The organism is Marixanthomonas sp. SCSIO 43207, assembly GCF_019904255.1.
Lineage (GTDB): Bacteria > Bacteroidota > Bacteroidia > Flavobacteriales > Flavobacteriaceae > Marixanthomonas.
The window spans coordinates 336,511-350,729 of record NZ_CP063203.1 but is presented as its reverse complement, the minus strand read 5'-3'; the positions used below and the strand labels follow the sequence as shown (position 1 = coordinate 350,729).

Sequence of the window (14,219 nt, the reverse complement as noted above, 5' to 3'; positions counted from 1 at the left end):
TCATGAAAATAATTACGTATTGTACCGTTGTTACGGTATGGGTGCTTACTGTCTTTACGGCAAATGCCCAAGAAGAAAATCAAGCTGAAAACATTGCTATGTTAAAAGCTGCACAAGAACAAGTTGTAAAAGAAGAAAAAGATGCGCTAAAAGTTGAAGTAGAAGCAATTAATAAGCGACTTGAAAATGAAGAATTATCTTTTGCTGAAGCTGAAAAACTAAAAGCCAAAGCTGCAGAAAAACGCGCCTTAAATATTGAAAACCGCTTAGCAATAATTGATAACAAAATAGCGCTATTAGAACGTAATGGAGATAATGAAAATTTATCTGATGATACAGAAAGAGTAGTGCTAAGAATTGGGTCAGGTGACGATGATGATTCCTTTGTTTTTTTAGGTAAAACGAACAAAGCAAAAAAATATGACCGTAGAACTACCAGTGCTTTTGTACTAGCTGTAGGACTTAACAATGTGATTACCGAAGGACAATCTTTAAATGATTCAGATTTTAAAATAGGAGGAAGTCGATTTGCTGAAATTGGCTGGGCTTGGAGAACACGAGTGTTTAAGAATACAAATTGGTTACGAGTAAAATACGGTTTTTCATTTCAGTTTAATGGTTTAAAACCCACAGATAACAGATATTTTGTAGATACAGGTGATCAAACCGAGTTGCAAGAATTTCGACTAGATCTTGATAAGTCAAAATTCAGAATGGATAATCTGGTGTTTCCCGTTCATTTTGAATTTGGACCTTCCAAGAAAATTGAAAAAGAAGAGTATTTTAGGTATTCAACTTATAACCAAATTAAAGTAGGGCTAGGAGGTTATGCAGGATTCAATTTGGGTACTCGCCAAAAATTAAAATATTCAGAAGATGGTGAGAATGTAAAAGAAAAATTAAAAGCAAACTACAATACCAATAATTTTATTTACGGTGTGAGTGGATATGTAGGTTGGAAGGGTACAGCATTGTACGTAAAATATGATTTAAATACCATCTTTAAGGATAATCCAATTGATCAACGTAATATATCATTAGGGCTACGTTTTGATGTAGATTAATGTTTTGGCCGTGTTTAAATTTTTAAGCTCCTTTCTATTACAGAGGAGCTTTTTCTTTGGAAAAAAATGCCCTTCGTTACGCGTTACATTTTACTATATTTGTTACTCTATAATTCTTTTTAAAATTTGATTTCAAAATCTACCATAGATAGCGTTTTTGAGACTGCTCGTGTTGAGGAGGTAATCGGTGATTTTGTTCAGCTTAAAAAATCCGGAAGCAATTTTAAAGGCCTCAGTCCCTTTACAGATGAGCGTACCCCAAGCTTTATGGTGTCCCCGGTAAAACAGATATGGAAAGATTTCAGTAGTGGTAAAGGAGGGAATGTGGTTGCTTTTTTAATGGAGCATGAACACTTTTCATATCCTGAAGCTATAAAATACCTTGCCAAAAAATACGGTATTGAAATAGAAGAAACAGAGCAGACAGACGAGCAAAAACAACAAGCTAATGAGCGTGAAAGCTTATACCTAGTTAGCGATTTTGCAAAAGATTACTTCAAGAATATATTATTTAAAACCGAAGAAGGAAAAGCTATTGGGCTTAGTTATTTTAAGGAACGGGGTTTTACTGAAGAAACCATCAAAAAATTTGACCTAGGCTTGTCGCCAGATAGTTGGGACGCTTTTACCAATCACGCTATAAAAAAGGGATACAAACTTGATTATCTTGAAAAAACTGGGCTTACTATTGTAAAGGGAGAAAAACAGTTTGATCGCTTTAAGGGTAGAGTGATGTTTCCCATTCGTAGTATGAGTGGCCGTACATTAGGTTTTGGTGGTCGTATTCTAGACAATTCAAAAAAAGCTGCCAAATACCTTAACTCGCCAGAGAGTGATATATACCATAAAAGCAAAGTGTTGTACGGTATTTACAATGCCAAACAAGCTATTGCTAAAGAAGATACTTGTTACTTGGTTGAAGGATATACAGATGTTATTCAGTTTCATCAAACCGGAATTGAAAATGTAGTTTCTTCATCAGGAACAGCTTTAACACCAGAACAAATACGGTTGATTAACCGATTAACTCAAAACATCACAGTACTTTTTGATGGTGACGCTGCCGGCTTGCGAGCATCTCTTAGAGGTGTAGATTTGATTTTGGAACAAGGAATGAATGTAAAAATTTGCACCTTTCCTGAAGGAGAAGATCCTGATAGTTTTTCAAGAAAAAACTCTTTGGAAGCTGTAACGCTGTACCTTGAAGAAAACTCCAGGGATTTTATTTCGTTTAAAGCATCTTTATTGGCTTCCGAAGCTAAAAATGATCCTATAAAAAAGGCTGAAACCATTCGAGATATTGTGGTAAGCATTTCAAAAGTGCCCGATGTTATAAAACAAGAATTGTATATAAAGGAATGTTCAAGAATTATGGATATTTCAGAAGAAGTCTTGTTTAATACACTTGCTCAATTGGTTCAAAAAGATAGGCGAGATGCTTCTAGAAGAAAACCAACCGAAAAAAAGCAAATGCAAGTGGTGCCTTCAGAAAAAGAGAAGGTTGAAAAAGTTGATGCTCAATATGAGCTAGAACGAAAAATCATTGAGCTTTTATTGTTATATGGTACCGAAGAGGAAGATTTTGAAGAAGTAGTAATTGATACTGATGATAAAGGTGAAATTGATTACAAGAAAGAAATACAGACAAAAAAGGTGTTTCAGAAGATATTTTTGGATCTTCACGATGATGAAATAGAATTTACCAATGAGGCTTTTAAAGAGTTGTATTCTGAAATAATCAATACGTTAACTCGTGAGGAGGAATTACATTTGGAAAGTTTTGTAAATACGCTTCAACCTGAAAAAGCGTCTGCTGTAACAGATATTTTAATGGAAGAAGAAAAGTACAGCTTGCATAATTGGGAAAGCAAAGAAATTTATGTGAAAGAAAAGGAGCATTCTATTTCACAAATAGTAAGTGAAACTATTTTAAATCTACGCAGGGAGTTGGTTAGTCAAAAAATTAAAGAGCTTTCAGATAGTATTAAAGATCAAGAGCCAGATGGTCCAACAGTTGATTTGCAAGACGTAGTGGATTACTTAACGCTAAAAAAAATACTTTCTGAAAAACTAAGAAGGGTTTTGTAATTACCCAAATTGAAACATTCTAGATTGATGTATCAAATCTGCCAGATTATCAACTTTTAATTTTTTCAATAAGCGAGTTTTGTATGTGCTTACCGTTTTTTCATTAATGTTAAGTGCGTTGGCAATATCTTTATTACGTTTTCCGCGCGAGAGCAAGTTTAAAACTTCAATTTCACGAGAAGAAAGTTTTTTGTAGCGGCTTATTGCGCTGCTTTCTCCTACATTTCTACTAGTAAAGGTAGAGGTGAGATCTTCATTAAGAAAGATGCCGCCTTTTGCAATTTTGCTTAAGGCATCAATAAAAACTTGAGTAGATGCAGTTTTTGGTACATAACCTGCAGCTCCAGATTTTATAGAACGAAGAGCATAAATTTCTTCTGGGTGTGTAGAAAAAATTAATACACGTGTTTGTGGAAATGATTCTTTAATGCTTCTAAGTGCATTAATGCCGTTAATTTGCGGCATATCAATCTCCATAATTAATATATCTGGATTGTGGTCTTGTAAACTTTGATAAAGCTCTTCTCCATTATTTGCTTTGGCAAGAATTGAGAATTCATCTGTTTTATTTTCTAACATACAGGAAATCCCTTGAAGGGTTACCGGATGATGATCTGCAATGACTATTTTTTTCATTATTCTTTTATTGTTATACCTTATTATTATTTTAAGGGATAAAGAATGTGTGAGGTTTGTAATATTAATACTACAAATCAAAACTAAAAAAAAGAAAGTCAGGATGAGAGATTATTCGTTCAACTTCAAGAAAATTCGTTGAATATTATAAATCCTTGTAGGAATTAGGAATTTTACACACCGGAATAGGCTTCATTTTGTGTTGATTAGCCATATTTAAGCGTAAGTAAATGTTAAAAACATCTTGTTTTCGGCCGGTAAAATCTTCTGGATTTTTGCCTTTATCTTGCATTTTCATGGCCCATTCTAGTTCGTCATAACTTGCGCCAATTTGATCTTCATCAGTACGATCATCACCCCAAAGACCATCTGTAGGAGCAGCATCAATAATCTCTTGATTTACGCCTAAAAATTTTGCGATTTCATATACTTCACTTTTCATTAAATCTGCAATGGGGCTTAAATCTACACCGCCATCTCCATATTTGGTAAAAAAACCTACCCCAAAATCTTCAACCTTATTGCCTGTGCCGGCAACCAAAAGTTTATGTAAACCTGCAAAATAATAGAGTGTTGTCATTCGTAAACGAGCTCTGGTATTTGCTAATGATAACAATCGAGTTTCTTCAGTTTCAACCGATGGTAAAACATCAATTAAATCATCAAAAACGTTGGTTAAATTTACTTCAACTCTAGAAACGTTTGAGAAATTATTTTCAAGCCATTCTATGTGATTATAAGCTCTTGTCACTTGAGATTTTGCTTGATGAATAGGCATTTCAACACATAAGGTTTTTAAACCAGTTTTGGCACACAATGCAGAAGTTACGGCAGAATCAATTCCGCCACTTATACCTACAACAAATCCATCCATTTTGGCGTCTGTACAATAGGTTTTTAACCAAGAGACAATATGATCTACTACCTTTTCTGTGTGCATAATTAGAGTATTAAAGTTAATCAATAGGTTGTTAATACAACTTTCAAGTTTTTTAAAAGTATAAAACCTACCTTTGCAAACAAAAATAAGCGAATCTTAAAATTTAAAAAAGAAGATGGCGTTAAACAGTTGTCAAATTCTGTCTTTTATGAAAAAATACCTTTCTTTCACTGTTATTTTTTTAGTGTTAATTTCTTGTGATTCAAAAAGTAAAAAAGAACAAGAAATTCAAGCTACTCCTATCAGTTTAGATATTGTTCGGTTTGATAAAGAGTTTGCAGCTGCAGAGATTTCAGATATTGCCAATTTAAAAAATCAATATCCTCAATTTTTTCCGAAGCAATTTGCTGATAGCGTATGGGTGAATAGAATACAAGATACTTTACAGCAAGAACTAGAGGCTGAGGTTCTTAAAAAATTTCCAGATAATTCTGAGATTGAAAACCAACTTATCCCGCTATTTAAACATATAAAGTATTATTTTCCAAAATTTGAGGCTCCTACCGTTTACACAGTAACATCAGATGTAGACTATAACAATAGAGTTATTGCCACAGATAGTATGTTGGTTGTGGCATTAGATACCTATTTAGGTAGTGAACATCGATTTTATGAAGGAATTCAACAATATATTTCTAGAGATTTAAAACCATCACAACTAGCCCCTAATGTAGCTGCAGCGTATGCACATCAACTTGCATTAAAACCACAGAAGCGGATGTTATTGGAGCAACTTATTTTCTTCGGAAAAGAGCTGTATTTAAAAGATCTTTGGTTGCCAAACGTTAGTGATGCAGAAAAAATTGGTTATACCGAAGCCGAACTAAAATGGGCACAAGATAATGAAGAATATATGTGGCGTTATTTTGTAGAAAAAGAATTGCTTTACAGTACCAATCCAAAGCTGCCAGCACGCTTTATTAACAAAGCGCCTTTTTCCAAATTTTATTTAGAAATTGATAACGAATCACCCGGGATGATAGGAAGGTATTTAGGGTGGCAAATAGTAAGAGCTTACATGGATACTAACTCGGTAAGTGTTCAACAAATGCTGCGGGAAAAACCTGAAAAAATTTATAATAACTCAAAATATAAACCTAAAAAGTAATGGCAAAACATACTTCTGAAATAAAGATTAACATAGATTTAGATGAAAATAAAGTACCTGAGAAATTAAAATGGTCTGCTCCTGATGGCGGTGTGACAAATGAAGAGGCAAAAGCAATTTTTTTAAATGTATGGGATCATAACAATAGAGAATCTCTACGCATTGATTTGTGGACCAAAGATATGCCACTAGATGATATGAAAATTTTCTTTCATCAAACCTTAAGCGCTATGGCTGAAACTTTTGAGCGTGCTACAAGTGATGAAAAAATGAGCGCCACCATGCGTGATTTTTGTGACTATTTTGCTGAAAAACTAGAGCTTAATAAGGACTAAACACTTGATCTTTTTAAGAACGGTCTAGCGTTTGATTAATTTGATCAATGTAATGTAAAACCTCTTCACGGCCAATTGTATTAGAAGAAGAAGTGACAAAATACTGAGGCATTTCTATCCAAGTTTCAAGCATTTTTTCTTGATACTCTTTTATATTTCGCTCCAGTGCTTTGGGCTTTAATTTATCAGCTTTTGTAAAAATAATAGCAAAAGGGAATTGTTGCTCGCCAAGCCATTCCATAAACTCTAGATCAATAGGTTGAGGTTGGTGCCGGCAATCTACCAGTACAAATCCCATTACCAATTGTTCTCTTTTCAAAAAATATTCAGTGATAAATTTCTGAAAGGTTTTTTTGTTTTTTTTTGAAACTTTTGCGTAACCATATCCTGGTAAATCAACCAAGTGCCAGTTTTTATTAATCAAAAAATGGTTGATAAGCTGAGTTTTACCTGGGCGACCAGATGTTTTTGCAAGGTTTTTTCGCTGCATCAACATGTTGATCAATGAAGATTTCCCTACGTTTGAACGACCAATAAATGCGTATTCTGGTAAATGAGATTTGGGACATTTTGCAACATCGCTATTACTCATTACAAATTCAGCAGATTTAATTTGCATGGTATCTAGAAGTTTCTATTTTGTAACCAGGCGTAGAGTAAATCATTAAACTCATCAGGATGTTCCATCATAGCTGCGTGACCGCATTTATCTATCCAGTACAAATCTGAGTCTGGCAACAATTCATGAAATTCTGTAGCTACTTCGGGAGGTGTAACATTATCGTTTTTCCCCCAGATAATACAAGTAGGTGTTTTCATTTTAGGGAGATCCTTTGCCATGTTGTGTCTAATAGCGCTTTTGGCTATGGCAAGAGTGCGTATTAATTTATTTCTGTCATTAACTGAAGCATACACTTCATCAACAATTTCTTTTGTTGCAACAGCGGGATCATAAAAAACATTTTCAGCCTTTTTCTGAATGTAATCATAATCACCTCTTTTGGGATAGCTTTCTCCCATGGCGCTTTCATAAAGCCCAGAACTTCCTGTGATGACAAGGGCTTTTACTTTTTCAGGATATAGCTTTGTGCATAACAAACCTATGTGACCGCCAAGAGAGTTTCCTAACAATATAACTTGATCAAAACCTTTGTAATCTATAAACTCGGCAACGTACTTAGCAAAGTTCTTTACATTGGTTTTTAGTAAAGACATGGTGTAAATGGGTAATTCGGGAATTAGGATTTTATACCCTTTTTCAGGAAAAAAACTGGTTACGCCATCAAAGTTGCTTAAGCCACCCATTAATCCGTGTAGGACAATCACCGGGGTTCCTTCTCCCCGTTCAATATATTTAAACTTGCCTTCTTCGTGTAATTGGTTTGCCATTCAATATTGAAATTAATAGAAGCAAAAGTAATCAAAATAATATAACAATAGCTTTTTTAACGCATCACACTCATTCATAATTTTTTAAACTCAAAGCTGTGTGGGCTTTAACAAATAAGTGTTTCTATCGATGACCGTATTGATGTTATTAACAAAAAACAGCTTCAAAACAGCCAAAAACAAGTAAGTGGTAAAACTTATCAACAATGTGGTAAAAAGTGGTAAAAAGTGGTAAAACTTCTTTATATTTGAAACTAAGAACAGCCAAAAGCAACTCCTTAGTGCTCAATTTAATAGGAACATATGAATGCAAAGCAGACTCCAAAGGGAGGGTGATGGTGCCGTCTGCTTTAAAAAAACAGTTGGCTCCTGTAACACCTAATGGCTTTGTGATAAAGCGTGCGGTTTTTCAGCCTTGCTTAGAGTTGTATCCTATGGATGAGTGGAATGCGTTGATGGATAAGATGGGGAAGCTAAACAGGTTCAACCGAAAAAACAATGATTTTATTCGTCGTTTTACAGCAGGTGTAAAAACTGTTGAATTAGATGCTGCGGGAAGACTTTTGATTCCAAAAGATTTAATGGGGTTTGCAGGGTTAAAAAAGGAGTTGGTTGTGTCTTCAGCAATTAACATTGTTGAGATTTGGGACAAAGATAAATATGAACAAGCCATTAATGATGCTGCCAATGATTTTGCAGATTTGGCTGAAGATGTAATGGGCGATGTCAATGATAATGACCATGGAATATCATAATCCGGTATTGTTAACTGAAACCGTTGATGGTTTACATATAGATCCTAATGGGGTTTATGTTGATGTGACTTTTGGAGGTGGCGGACATTCGCGTGAAATATTAAAGCGTCTTGGTGACGGTGGAAAGTTGATAGCTTTTGATCAAGACAAGGATGCGCTTGAGAATGCTATCGATGACCCGAGATTTTTATTAATTAATGAAAATTTTAGGTTTCTCAAGCGCTTCTTACGCTTTTATGGATACAAACAAGTTGATGGTGTTTTGGGTGACTTTGGTGTGTCTTCGCATCAATTTGATGTTGCTGATAGAGGTTTTTCAACTCGATTTGAAGCAGATCTAGATATGAGAATGAATCAAGAGAGTGAATTTTCTGCCTATAATGTGGTGAATAATTATGATGAAAAACAATTGCGAAACGTGCTGTCACAATACGGAGAGCTGAGAGCTGCGGCTGGAATGGCGCGTGTAATTGTTGAGGCTAGATACAATGATGAGATTAAGACTAGTGAACAGCTTAAAAAAGCACTAGGACGGTTCTTGCCGAAGCATAAAGAAAATAAAATATTAGCTAAAGTATACCAAGCCATACGTATTGAGGTAAACCAAGAGCTTGAGGTGTTGAAAGAATTTTTGTTGCAAACACAAGAAGTTATAAAGCCTGGCGGAAGATTGAGTTTGATAAGTTATCACTCACTAGAAGATCGATTGGTTAAAAGGTTTATGAGGGATGGTCAATTTGAAGGTCAGCCAGAAAAAGATGTTTTTGGTAGAGTAGAGGTTCCTTTTAAGCCGGTAGGGAAATTTATAATTCCTTCCGAAGAGGAAATTAAAGAAAACAATAGAGCACGTAGTGCAAAGCTTAGAATTGCAGAAAAATTATAATGAAAAAAAACTTTTACAATATAATCAAGGGTAAGTTTTTGGTAAATGATGATGCCTTAAAAAATTGGCGCTTCATCTTTTTTCTGTCTTTACTGGCTTTAATAATGATTGCAAGTTCGCATAGTGCAGATAAAAAAGTTTACCACGTTGCAAAATTAAACAATGAGGTTAAAGAGTTAAAAAGCGAGTATCTAGACATTAGAAAAAAAGTGATGCAAGCTAGAATGGAGAGCAAAATTGAAGCTGCTATGGCAAAAAGAGGCTTAGCGCCTTCAGTAACACCTCCTCAAAAAATAAAAATAATACACAAAGAGTAAAGCGGTGCCAACACAAGAAAAGAACATATTAAACCGCCTTTATCTAATAGCAGGATGTATGTTTCTCTTCGCTATTGGAATTACGGTAAAACTCATCAATATCCAGTTTGTGGATGGAGATGCGTATAGAGAGTTGGCACATAAAAACACCACTCGCAACTTTGTGATTCCGGCTAATAGAGGAAATGTATATGCTGAAGATGGAAGCTTGTTGGCTACTTCGGTGCCAAAGTATGATATTCGTTTTGATGCTGTGACGGTCTCTTCAGAAAACTTCAAAGAACACATTGTGCCTCTTTCTGAAGCAATGGGAAAAATGTTTAACCGCAGTGCATCGTATTATCAAAATATATTCAGAAAGGCGAGAGCCAATAAAAACAGGTATTTATTAGTAGCTCGTAACTTAGGATATTCAGATTATATAAAGTTGAAAAACTTTCCACTCTTCAAGTTAGGTCCTTACAAAGGTGGAATTATAGTGGAACAACGTACCGTTCGTGAGCATCCATTAGGAAAGGTTGCTGAACGCTTAGTAGGTGATCAAAAAAACAATAGTCCTGGAGTGTATGAGGTGGGGTTAGAAGGTGCTTTTGATACCTATTTACGCGGAAAAGAAGGGAAACGCTTAAAACAAAAAATTGCTCGAGGCCAGTGGAAACCGGTATTTGATGAGAATGAGGTGGAGCCACAAGATGGATACGATGTAGTTTCTACCATTAACGCAAACATTCAAGATATTGCTCACCACGCTTTATTAAAGCAAATGGAGTATTATGAAGCTGAGCATGGCTCTGTGATTGTGATGGAAGTGAAAACTGGCGAAATTAAAGCTGTAGCAAACCTCGGTAGAACGTCTAGTGGAAATTATTATGAAAAACTAAATTATGCAGTTGGCGAAAGTCATGAACCTGGTTCAACTTTTAAGGTGATGGCTCTTATGGCTGCTCTGGAAGATAAAAAGATAGACACGTCTACGGTTGTTGATACCAAGAATGGGAGAAAGCGGTTTTATGGTCGCTATATTCACGATTCAAAACACGGGGGATATGGAGAAATTTCAGCAGCAAAATCTTTAGAAGTTTCTTCAAATATAGGCTTGGCGACAATTATTGATGAAGCTTATGCAGATAACCCCGAAGAGTTTATATCCAAATTAAAAGATTGGAATCTTGATCAAAAAATAGGTATTAAGATTAAAGGTGAGGGAAAACCTGTGATCCCTGAGCCGGGTCATAAATTATGGAGTAAAAACGCATTGCCTTCAATTGCGTACGGTTATAACCTTCGTCTTACTCCGTTACAAACACTTTCTTTTTATAATGCAATTGCTAATGATGGGGTGATGGTTAAGCCTCGTTTCATTAAAGAAATTCGTGCTTGGAATCAAGAGGTAGAAACTTTTGACACCGAAGTGGTGAATGACAAAATCTGTTCAGATAAAACACTTAATGAAATTCGGGATATACTTAAAAACATTGTAAAACGAGGAACCGGTAAACCATTGTACTCAAAATACTTTTCCATGGCTGGAAAAACGGGAACCGCTCGTACCGAATACTGGATGGAAGATTGGGAAAAAGACCGAAGGTATATTTCTTCCTTTTCAGGATATTTTCCTGCCGAAAACCCCAAGTATTCTTGTATTGTGGTAATCCATAAACCAAGCACCAAAAAAGGGTATTATGGAGCCGATGTTACCGGACCGGTTTTTAAGCGTATTGCTCAGAAAATTTTTACAGAATCACCTCTAGTTGCCGAAATAGCAAACATAGATGAAGAAGATCCTGCTCTAAATAAAGACTATCAAAAGTATTACCCCAAAGCTCAAGCGCACTATACAAAAGTGCCTAATGTAAAAGGCATGGCGGGTATGGATGCTGTTTCATTGTTAGAGAATTTAGGTTTAAAAGTTCAAATAGTTGGAAATGGAACCGTAGCAGACCAATCTATAGAATCTGGTCAAGCATTAAAGAGCGGACAGCAAATAGTATTAACATTATCGTGAGAATATTAAAAGACATATTGTATAAAATTCCTATTGACAAAACAATAGGAAGCACCTCTGTTGCAGTGAGAAATATTGAGTTTGACTCAAGAAAGGTCGAGCTTAACGATGTTTTTGTGGCTATAAAAGGAACCGTATCAGACGGTCATAGTTATATCACAAAAGCAGCAGAAAATGGAGCCTTGGTGATTATATGTGAAATACTTCCTGAAACGATAATTAATGGTATAACCTATATACAAGTAGCAGACTCGCATAAAGCTTTGGCTATTATGGCAGCCAATTATTTTGAAAACCCTTCAGAAAATATAAAATTGATAGGTATTACCGGTACAAATGGTAAAACAACAATATCAACTTTATTGTATGATTTGTTTACTGCTGCAGGTTATAAAACCGGGTTGATTTCTACCGTAAAAGTTATGGTGGGTAGTACTCGTTATGAAGCTAAAAGAACCACACCAGACTCAATAACAATTAATAAGTATTTGGATGAGATGGTGCAAGAAGGAGTAGAATTTTGCTTTATGGAGGTTAGTTCACACGGCATTCACCAAAAGAGAACCGAAGGGCTGCATTTTTCAGGAGGAATTTTTACCAATTTATCTCACGATCATTTAGACTATCACAAAGATTTTAAAGAATATCGAGATGTAAAAAAGAAGTTTTTTGATCAATTACCCAAATTTGCTTTTGCCTTAGTAAATATAGATGATAAAAACGGAGCTTATATGCTTCAAAATTCAAAAGCAAAAAAATATACCTATGCGTTAAAAAGCTACGCAGATTATAAAGTTCAGATTCTTGAAAACCAATTTACAGGATTACTTCTGAAGATTAACAATAATGAAATCTGGGTAAAATTGATTGGTGCCTTTAATGCTTACAATATGTTGGCAATTTTTGGAACAGCTGATCTTTTGGGTCTTGAAACTATGGAGTTGCTTCAATTAATGAGCACTTTAAATAGTGTAGATGGGCGTTTTCAATATGTAGTTTCAGAAAAGAAAATTACAGCCATTGTAGATTATGCGCATACGCCAGATGCATTACAAAATGTATTAGAAACTATTAATAGTATTCGTACCGGTAATGAAGAGTTGATAACAGTAGTAGGATGTGGCGGTGATCGAGATGCTACCAAGCGTCCCGTTATGGGCAAAATAGCAGCAACACTAAGTACAAAAGTTGTCTTCACTAGTGATAATCCACGTACAGAAGATCCAGATAAAATTATTGAAGAGGTAGAAGCTGGAGTTCCTGCTGAGCATTTCAAAAAAACGGTTTCAATAACCAATCGTAAACAAGCTATTAAAAATGCTTGCCAAATGGCAAATGAGAATGACATCATTTTAATCGCAGGTAAAGGTCATGAAACCTATCAAGAGATTAATGGAAAACGAAATGATTTTGATGATTTTAAAATTGTAAACGAATTTTTAAAAGCCTTAAATAAATAACCATGCTGTATTATCTGTTTGAATATTTAGAAAAACAATATCAGTTTCCGGGAGCGAGCCTTTTTGGGTTTATCACGTTTCGGGCAGCATTAGCGGTTATTTTATCGCTTTTTATAGCAACTGTTTACGGAAAAAAAATAATCAAATACCTACAACGTAAACAGATGGGTGAGACCATTCGTGATTTAGGCTTAGAGGGGCAAAATGAAAAAGCTGGAACACCTACAATGGGTGGTTTGATTATCATTTTGGCAACTTTAGTACCCGTGCTACTTTTTGCCAAACTTGAAAATATATATGTCATCATGTTGATAGTAACCACCATCTGGATGGGCATTATTGGGTTTATTGATGATTATTTGAAAAAGTTTAAAAATGATAAAGCCGGTTTGCCCGGAAAATTTAAAATCATTGGTCAAATAGGATTGGGGATTTTTGTTGGGGTAACTATGTATTTGCATCCAGATGTTACGGTAAAACGTAAGATAATGAAACCAACAAATGCTACCGAAATTGTTGCTGCCAGTGAGTCTCAAGAAGAATTTAACCCAGAAGAAAAAACTCTATTAACCACAATACCATTTGTAAAACAAAACGAATTTAATTATGAAAAACTTGTTAGTTGGTTAGGTGATGGATATACAAAATATGTGTGGGTGATTTTTATACCTATTGTAATTTTTATTATTACAGCAGTCTCAAATGGAGCCAATCTTACCGACGGTATTGACGGTCTAGCAGCCGGTTCATCTGCCATAATAGGTATAACCTTGGCAATATTTGCCTGGGTGTCTGGTAATGTGATTTTTTCAGATTACTTAAACATTATGTACATCCCCAATACAGGCGAACTCACCATTTTTATAACCGCTTTTGTGGGTGCTCTCATTGGGTTTTTGTGGTACAATGCCTATCCAGCGCAAGTATTTATGGGTGATACTGGAAGTTTGACCATTGGCGGTATAATCGCTGTTATGGCTATTGCAATACGAAAAGAATGGTTAATTCCCATCCTCTGCGGAATATTTTTAATGGAAAATCTTTCGGTGGTTTTACAAGTAAGTTGGTTTAAATACACAAAGAAAAAATTTGGAGAAGGTAGACGAATTTTCAGAATGTCACCCTTGCACCATCACTATCAAGTTAAAGGCTTTCACGAAAGCAAGATAGTAACACGATTCTGGATTATAGGAATTTTTCTAGCGATTTTGACGATTGTTACGCTTAAAATTAGATAAA

Annotated in this window: 14 protein-coding genes; 10 read left to right on the top strand and 4 right to left on the bottom strand. The window is 35.1% G+C overall.

Annotation, left to right across the window (positions count from 1 at the left end; translation table 11 throughout):
* The first annotated feature begins 2 nt into the window (after positions 1-2).
* Entirely contained in the window at positions 3-1,064 is a 1,062-nt protein-coding gene (locus tag INR76_RS01655) for a cell envelope integrity protein TolA (RefSeq protein WP_223108934.1), read from the top strand.
* 126 nt (positions 1,065-1,190) lie between these two features.
* On the top strand, positions 1,191-3,152 hold the full coding sequence (gene dnaG / locus INR76_RS01650) for a DNA primase (protein WP_223108933.1): 1,962 nt from the start codon (positions 1,191-1,193) through the stop codon (positions 3,150-3,152).
* Here the strand turns inward: dnaG and INR76_RS01645 are convergent, their stop codons facing one another.
* Both INR76_RS01645 and nadE read right to left on the bottom strand, forming a co-directional pair.
* On the bottom strand, positions 3,153-3,788 hold the full coding sequence (locus INR76_RS01645; RefSeq protein ID WP_223108932.1) for a response regulator transcription factor: 636 nt from the start codon (positions 3,786-3,788) through the stop codon (positions 3,153-3,155).
* Positions 3,789-3,933: 145 nt separating this feature from the next.
* On the bottom strand, positions 3,934-4,728 hold the full coding sequence (gene nadE / locus INR76_RS01640) for an NAD(+) synthase (RefSeq protein WP_223108931.1): 795 nt from the start codon (positions 4,726-4,728) through the stop codon (positions 3,934-3,936).
* 148 nt (positions 4,729-4,876) lie between these two features.
* Between nadE and gldB the strand changes: the two genes are divergently transcribed.
* On the top strand, positions 4,877-5,836 hold the full coding sequence (gene gldB, locus INR76_RS01635) for a gliding motility lipoprotein GldB (protein ID WP_255592747.1): 960 nt from the start codon (positions 4,877-4,879) through the stop codon (positions 5,834-5,836).
* Positions 5,836-6,171, top strand: a complete 336-nt coding sequence (gene gldC / locus INR76_RS01630) for a gliding motility protein GldC (RefSeq protein ID WP_223108929.1) — start codon at positions 5,836-5,838, stop codon at positions 6,169-6,171. The genes gldB and gldC overlap by 1 nt, the downstream gene beginning before the upstream one ends.
* A 13-nt stretch (positions 6,172-6,184) precedes the next feature.
* Here the strand turns inward: gldC and yihA are convergent, their stop codons facing one another.
* Together yihA and INR76_RS01620 are read right to left on the bottom strand one after the other, a co-directional pair.
* Positions 6,185-6,790: a ribosome biogenesis GTP-binding protein YihA/YsxC gene (yihA, locus tag INR76_RS01625; protein WP_223108928.1), complete on the bottom strand. Its 606-nt coding sequence runs from the start codon at positions 6,788-6,790 to the stop codon at positions 6,185-6,187.
* Between the two features lie 5 nt (positions 6,791-6,795).
* Positions 6,796-7,560: an alpha/beta fold hydrolase gene (locus INR76_RS01620; RefSeq protein WP_223108927.1), complete on the bottom strand. Its 765-nt coding sequence runs from the start codon at positions 7,558-7,560 to the stop codon at positions 6,796-6,798.
* Positions 7,561-7,841: 281 nt separating this feature from the next.
* Here INR76_RS01620 and mraZ point away from each other — a divergent pair, with 281 nt between their 5' ends.
* Genes mraZ through mraY form a run of 6 tightly spaced genes read left to right on the top strand, consistent with a single transcriptional unit; the run spans position 7,842 to position 14,218 of the window.
* Positions 7,842-8,315 carry a division/cell wall cluster transcriptional repressor MraZ gene (mraZ, locus tag INR76_RS01615; RefSeq protein ID WP_223109936.1) on the top strand — a complete coding sequence of 158 codons (474 nt, stop codon included), beginning with the start codon at positions 7,842-7,844 and terminating at the stop codon, positions 8,313-8,315.
* Positions 8,302-9,198 carry a 16S rRNA (cytosine(1402)-N(4))-methyltransferase RsmH gene (rsmH, locus tag INR76_RS01610; RefSeq protein ID WP_223108926.1) on the top strand — a complete coding sequence of 299 codons (897 nt, stop codon included), beginning with the start codon at positions 8,302-8,304 and terminating at the stop codon, positions 9,196-9,198. Before mraZ ends, rsmH begins: the two co-directional genes overlap by 14 nt.
* On the top strand, positions 9,198-9,515 hold the full coding sequence (locus INR76_RS01605; RefSeq protein ID WP_223108923.1) for an FtsL-like putative cell division protein: 318 nt from the start codon (positions 9,198-9,200) through the stop codon (positions 9,513-9,515). Before rsmH ends, INR76_RS01605 begins: the two co-directional genes overlap by 1 nt.
* A gap of 58 nt (positions 9,516-9,573) precedes the next feature.
* Positions 9,574-11,520: a penicillin-binding protein gene (locus tag INR76_RS01600; RefSeq protein WP_255592744.1), complete on the top strand. Its 1,947-nt coding sequence runs from the start codon at positions 9,574-9,576 to the stop codon at positions 11,518-11,520.
* The gene (locus tag INR76_RS01595) at positions 11,517-12,980 is read left to right on the top strand and encodes a UDP-N-acetylmuramoyl-L-alanyl-D-glutamate--2,6-diaminopimelate ligase (protein ID WP_223108920.1); all 1,464 of its coding nucleotides are present in this window, start codon (positions 11,517-11,519) and stop codon (positions 12,978-12,980) included. Before INR76_RS01600 ends, INR76_RS01595 begins: the two co-directional genes overlap by 4 nt.
* A gap of 2 nt (positions 12,981-12,982) precedes the next feature.
* Positions 12,983-14,218, top strand: a complete 1,236-nt coding sequence (gene mraY, locus INR76_RS01590; RefSeq protein ID WP_223108919.1) for a phospho-N-acetylmuramoyl-pentapeptide-transferase — start codon at positions 12,983-12,985, stop codon at positions 14,216-14,218.
* The last annotated feature ends 1 nt before the right edge of the window (position 14,219 follow it).

Excerpts from the sequence above, each read along its gene's own strand:
- yihA (WP_223108928.1), bottom strand. The coding sequence starts at position 6,790 with ATGCAAATTAAATCTGCTGAATTTGTAATGAGTAATAGCGATGTTGCA.
- gldC (WP_223108929.1), top strand. The coding sequence starts at position 5,836 with ATGGCAAAACATACTTCTGAAATAAAGATTAACATAGATTTAGATGAA.
- INR76_RS01655 (WP_223108934.1), top strand. The coding sequence starts at position 3 with ATGAAAATAATTACGTATTGTACCGTTGTTACGGTATGGGTGCTTACT.
- INR76_RS01645 (WP_223108932.1), bottom strand. The coding sequence starts at position 3,788 with ATGAAAAAAATAGTCATTGCAGATCATCATCCGGTAACCCTTCAAGGG.
- rsmH (WP_223108926.1), top strand. The coding sequence starts at position 8,302 with ATGGAATATCATAATCCGGTATTGTTAACTGAAACCGTTGATGGTTTA.
- INR76_RS01600 (WP_255592744.1), top strand. The coding sequence starts at position 9,574 with ATGTTTCTCTTCGCTATTGGAATTACGGTAAAACTCATCAATATCCAG.
- mraY (WP_223108919.1), top strand. The coding sequence starts at position 12,983 with ATGCTGTATTATCTGTTTGAATATTTAGAAAAACAATATCAGTTTCCG.
- gldB (WP_255592747.1), top strand. The coding sequence starts at position 4,877 with ATGAAAAAATACCTTTCTTTCACTGTTATTTTTTTAGTGTTAATTTCT.
- INR76_RS01605 (WP_223108923.1), top strand. The coding sequence starts at position 9,198 with ATGAAAAAAAACTTTTACAATATAATCAAGGGTAAGTTTTTGGTAAAT.
- INR76_RS01620 (WP_223108927.1), bottom strand. The coding sequence starts at position 7,560 with ATGGCAAACCAATTACACGAAGAAGGCAAGTTTAAATATATTGAACGG.
- nadE (WP_223108931.1), bottom strand. The coding sequence starts at position 4,728 with ATGCACACAGAAAAGGTAGTAGATCATATTGTCTCTTGGTTAAAAACC.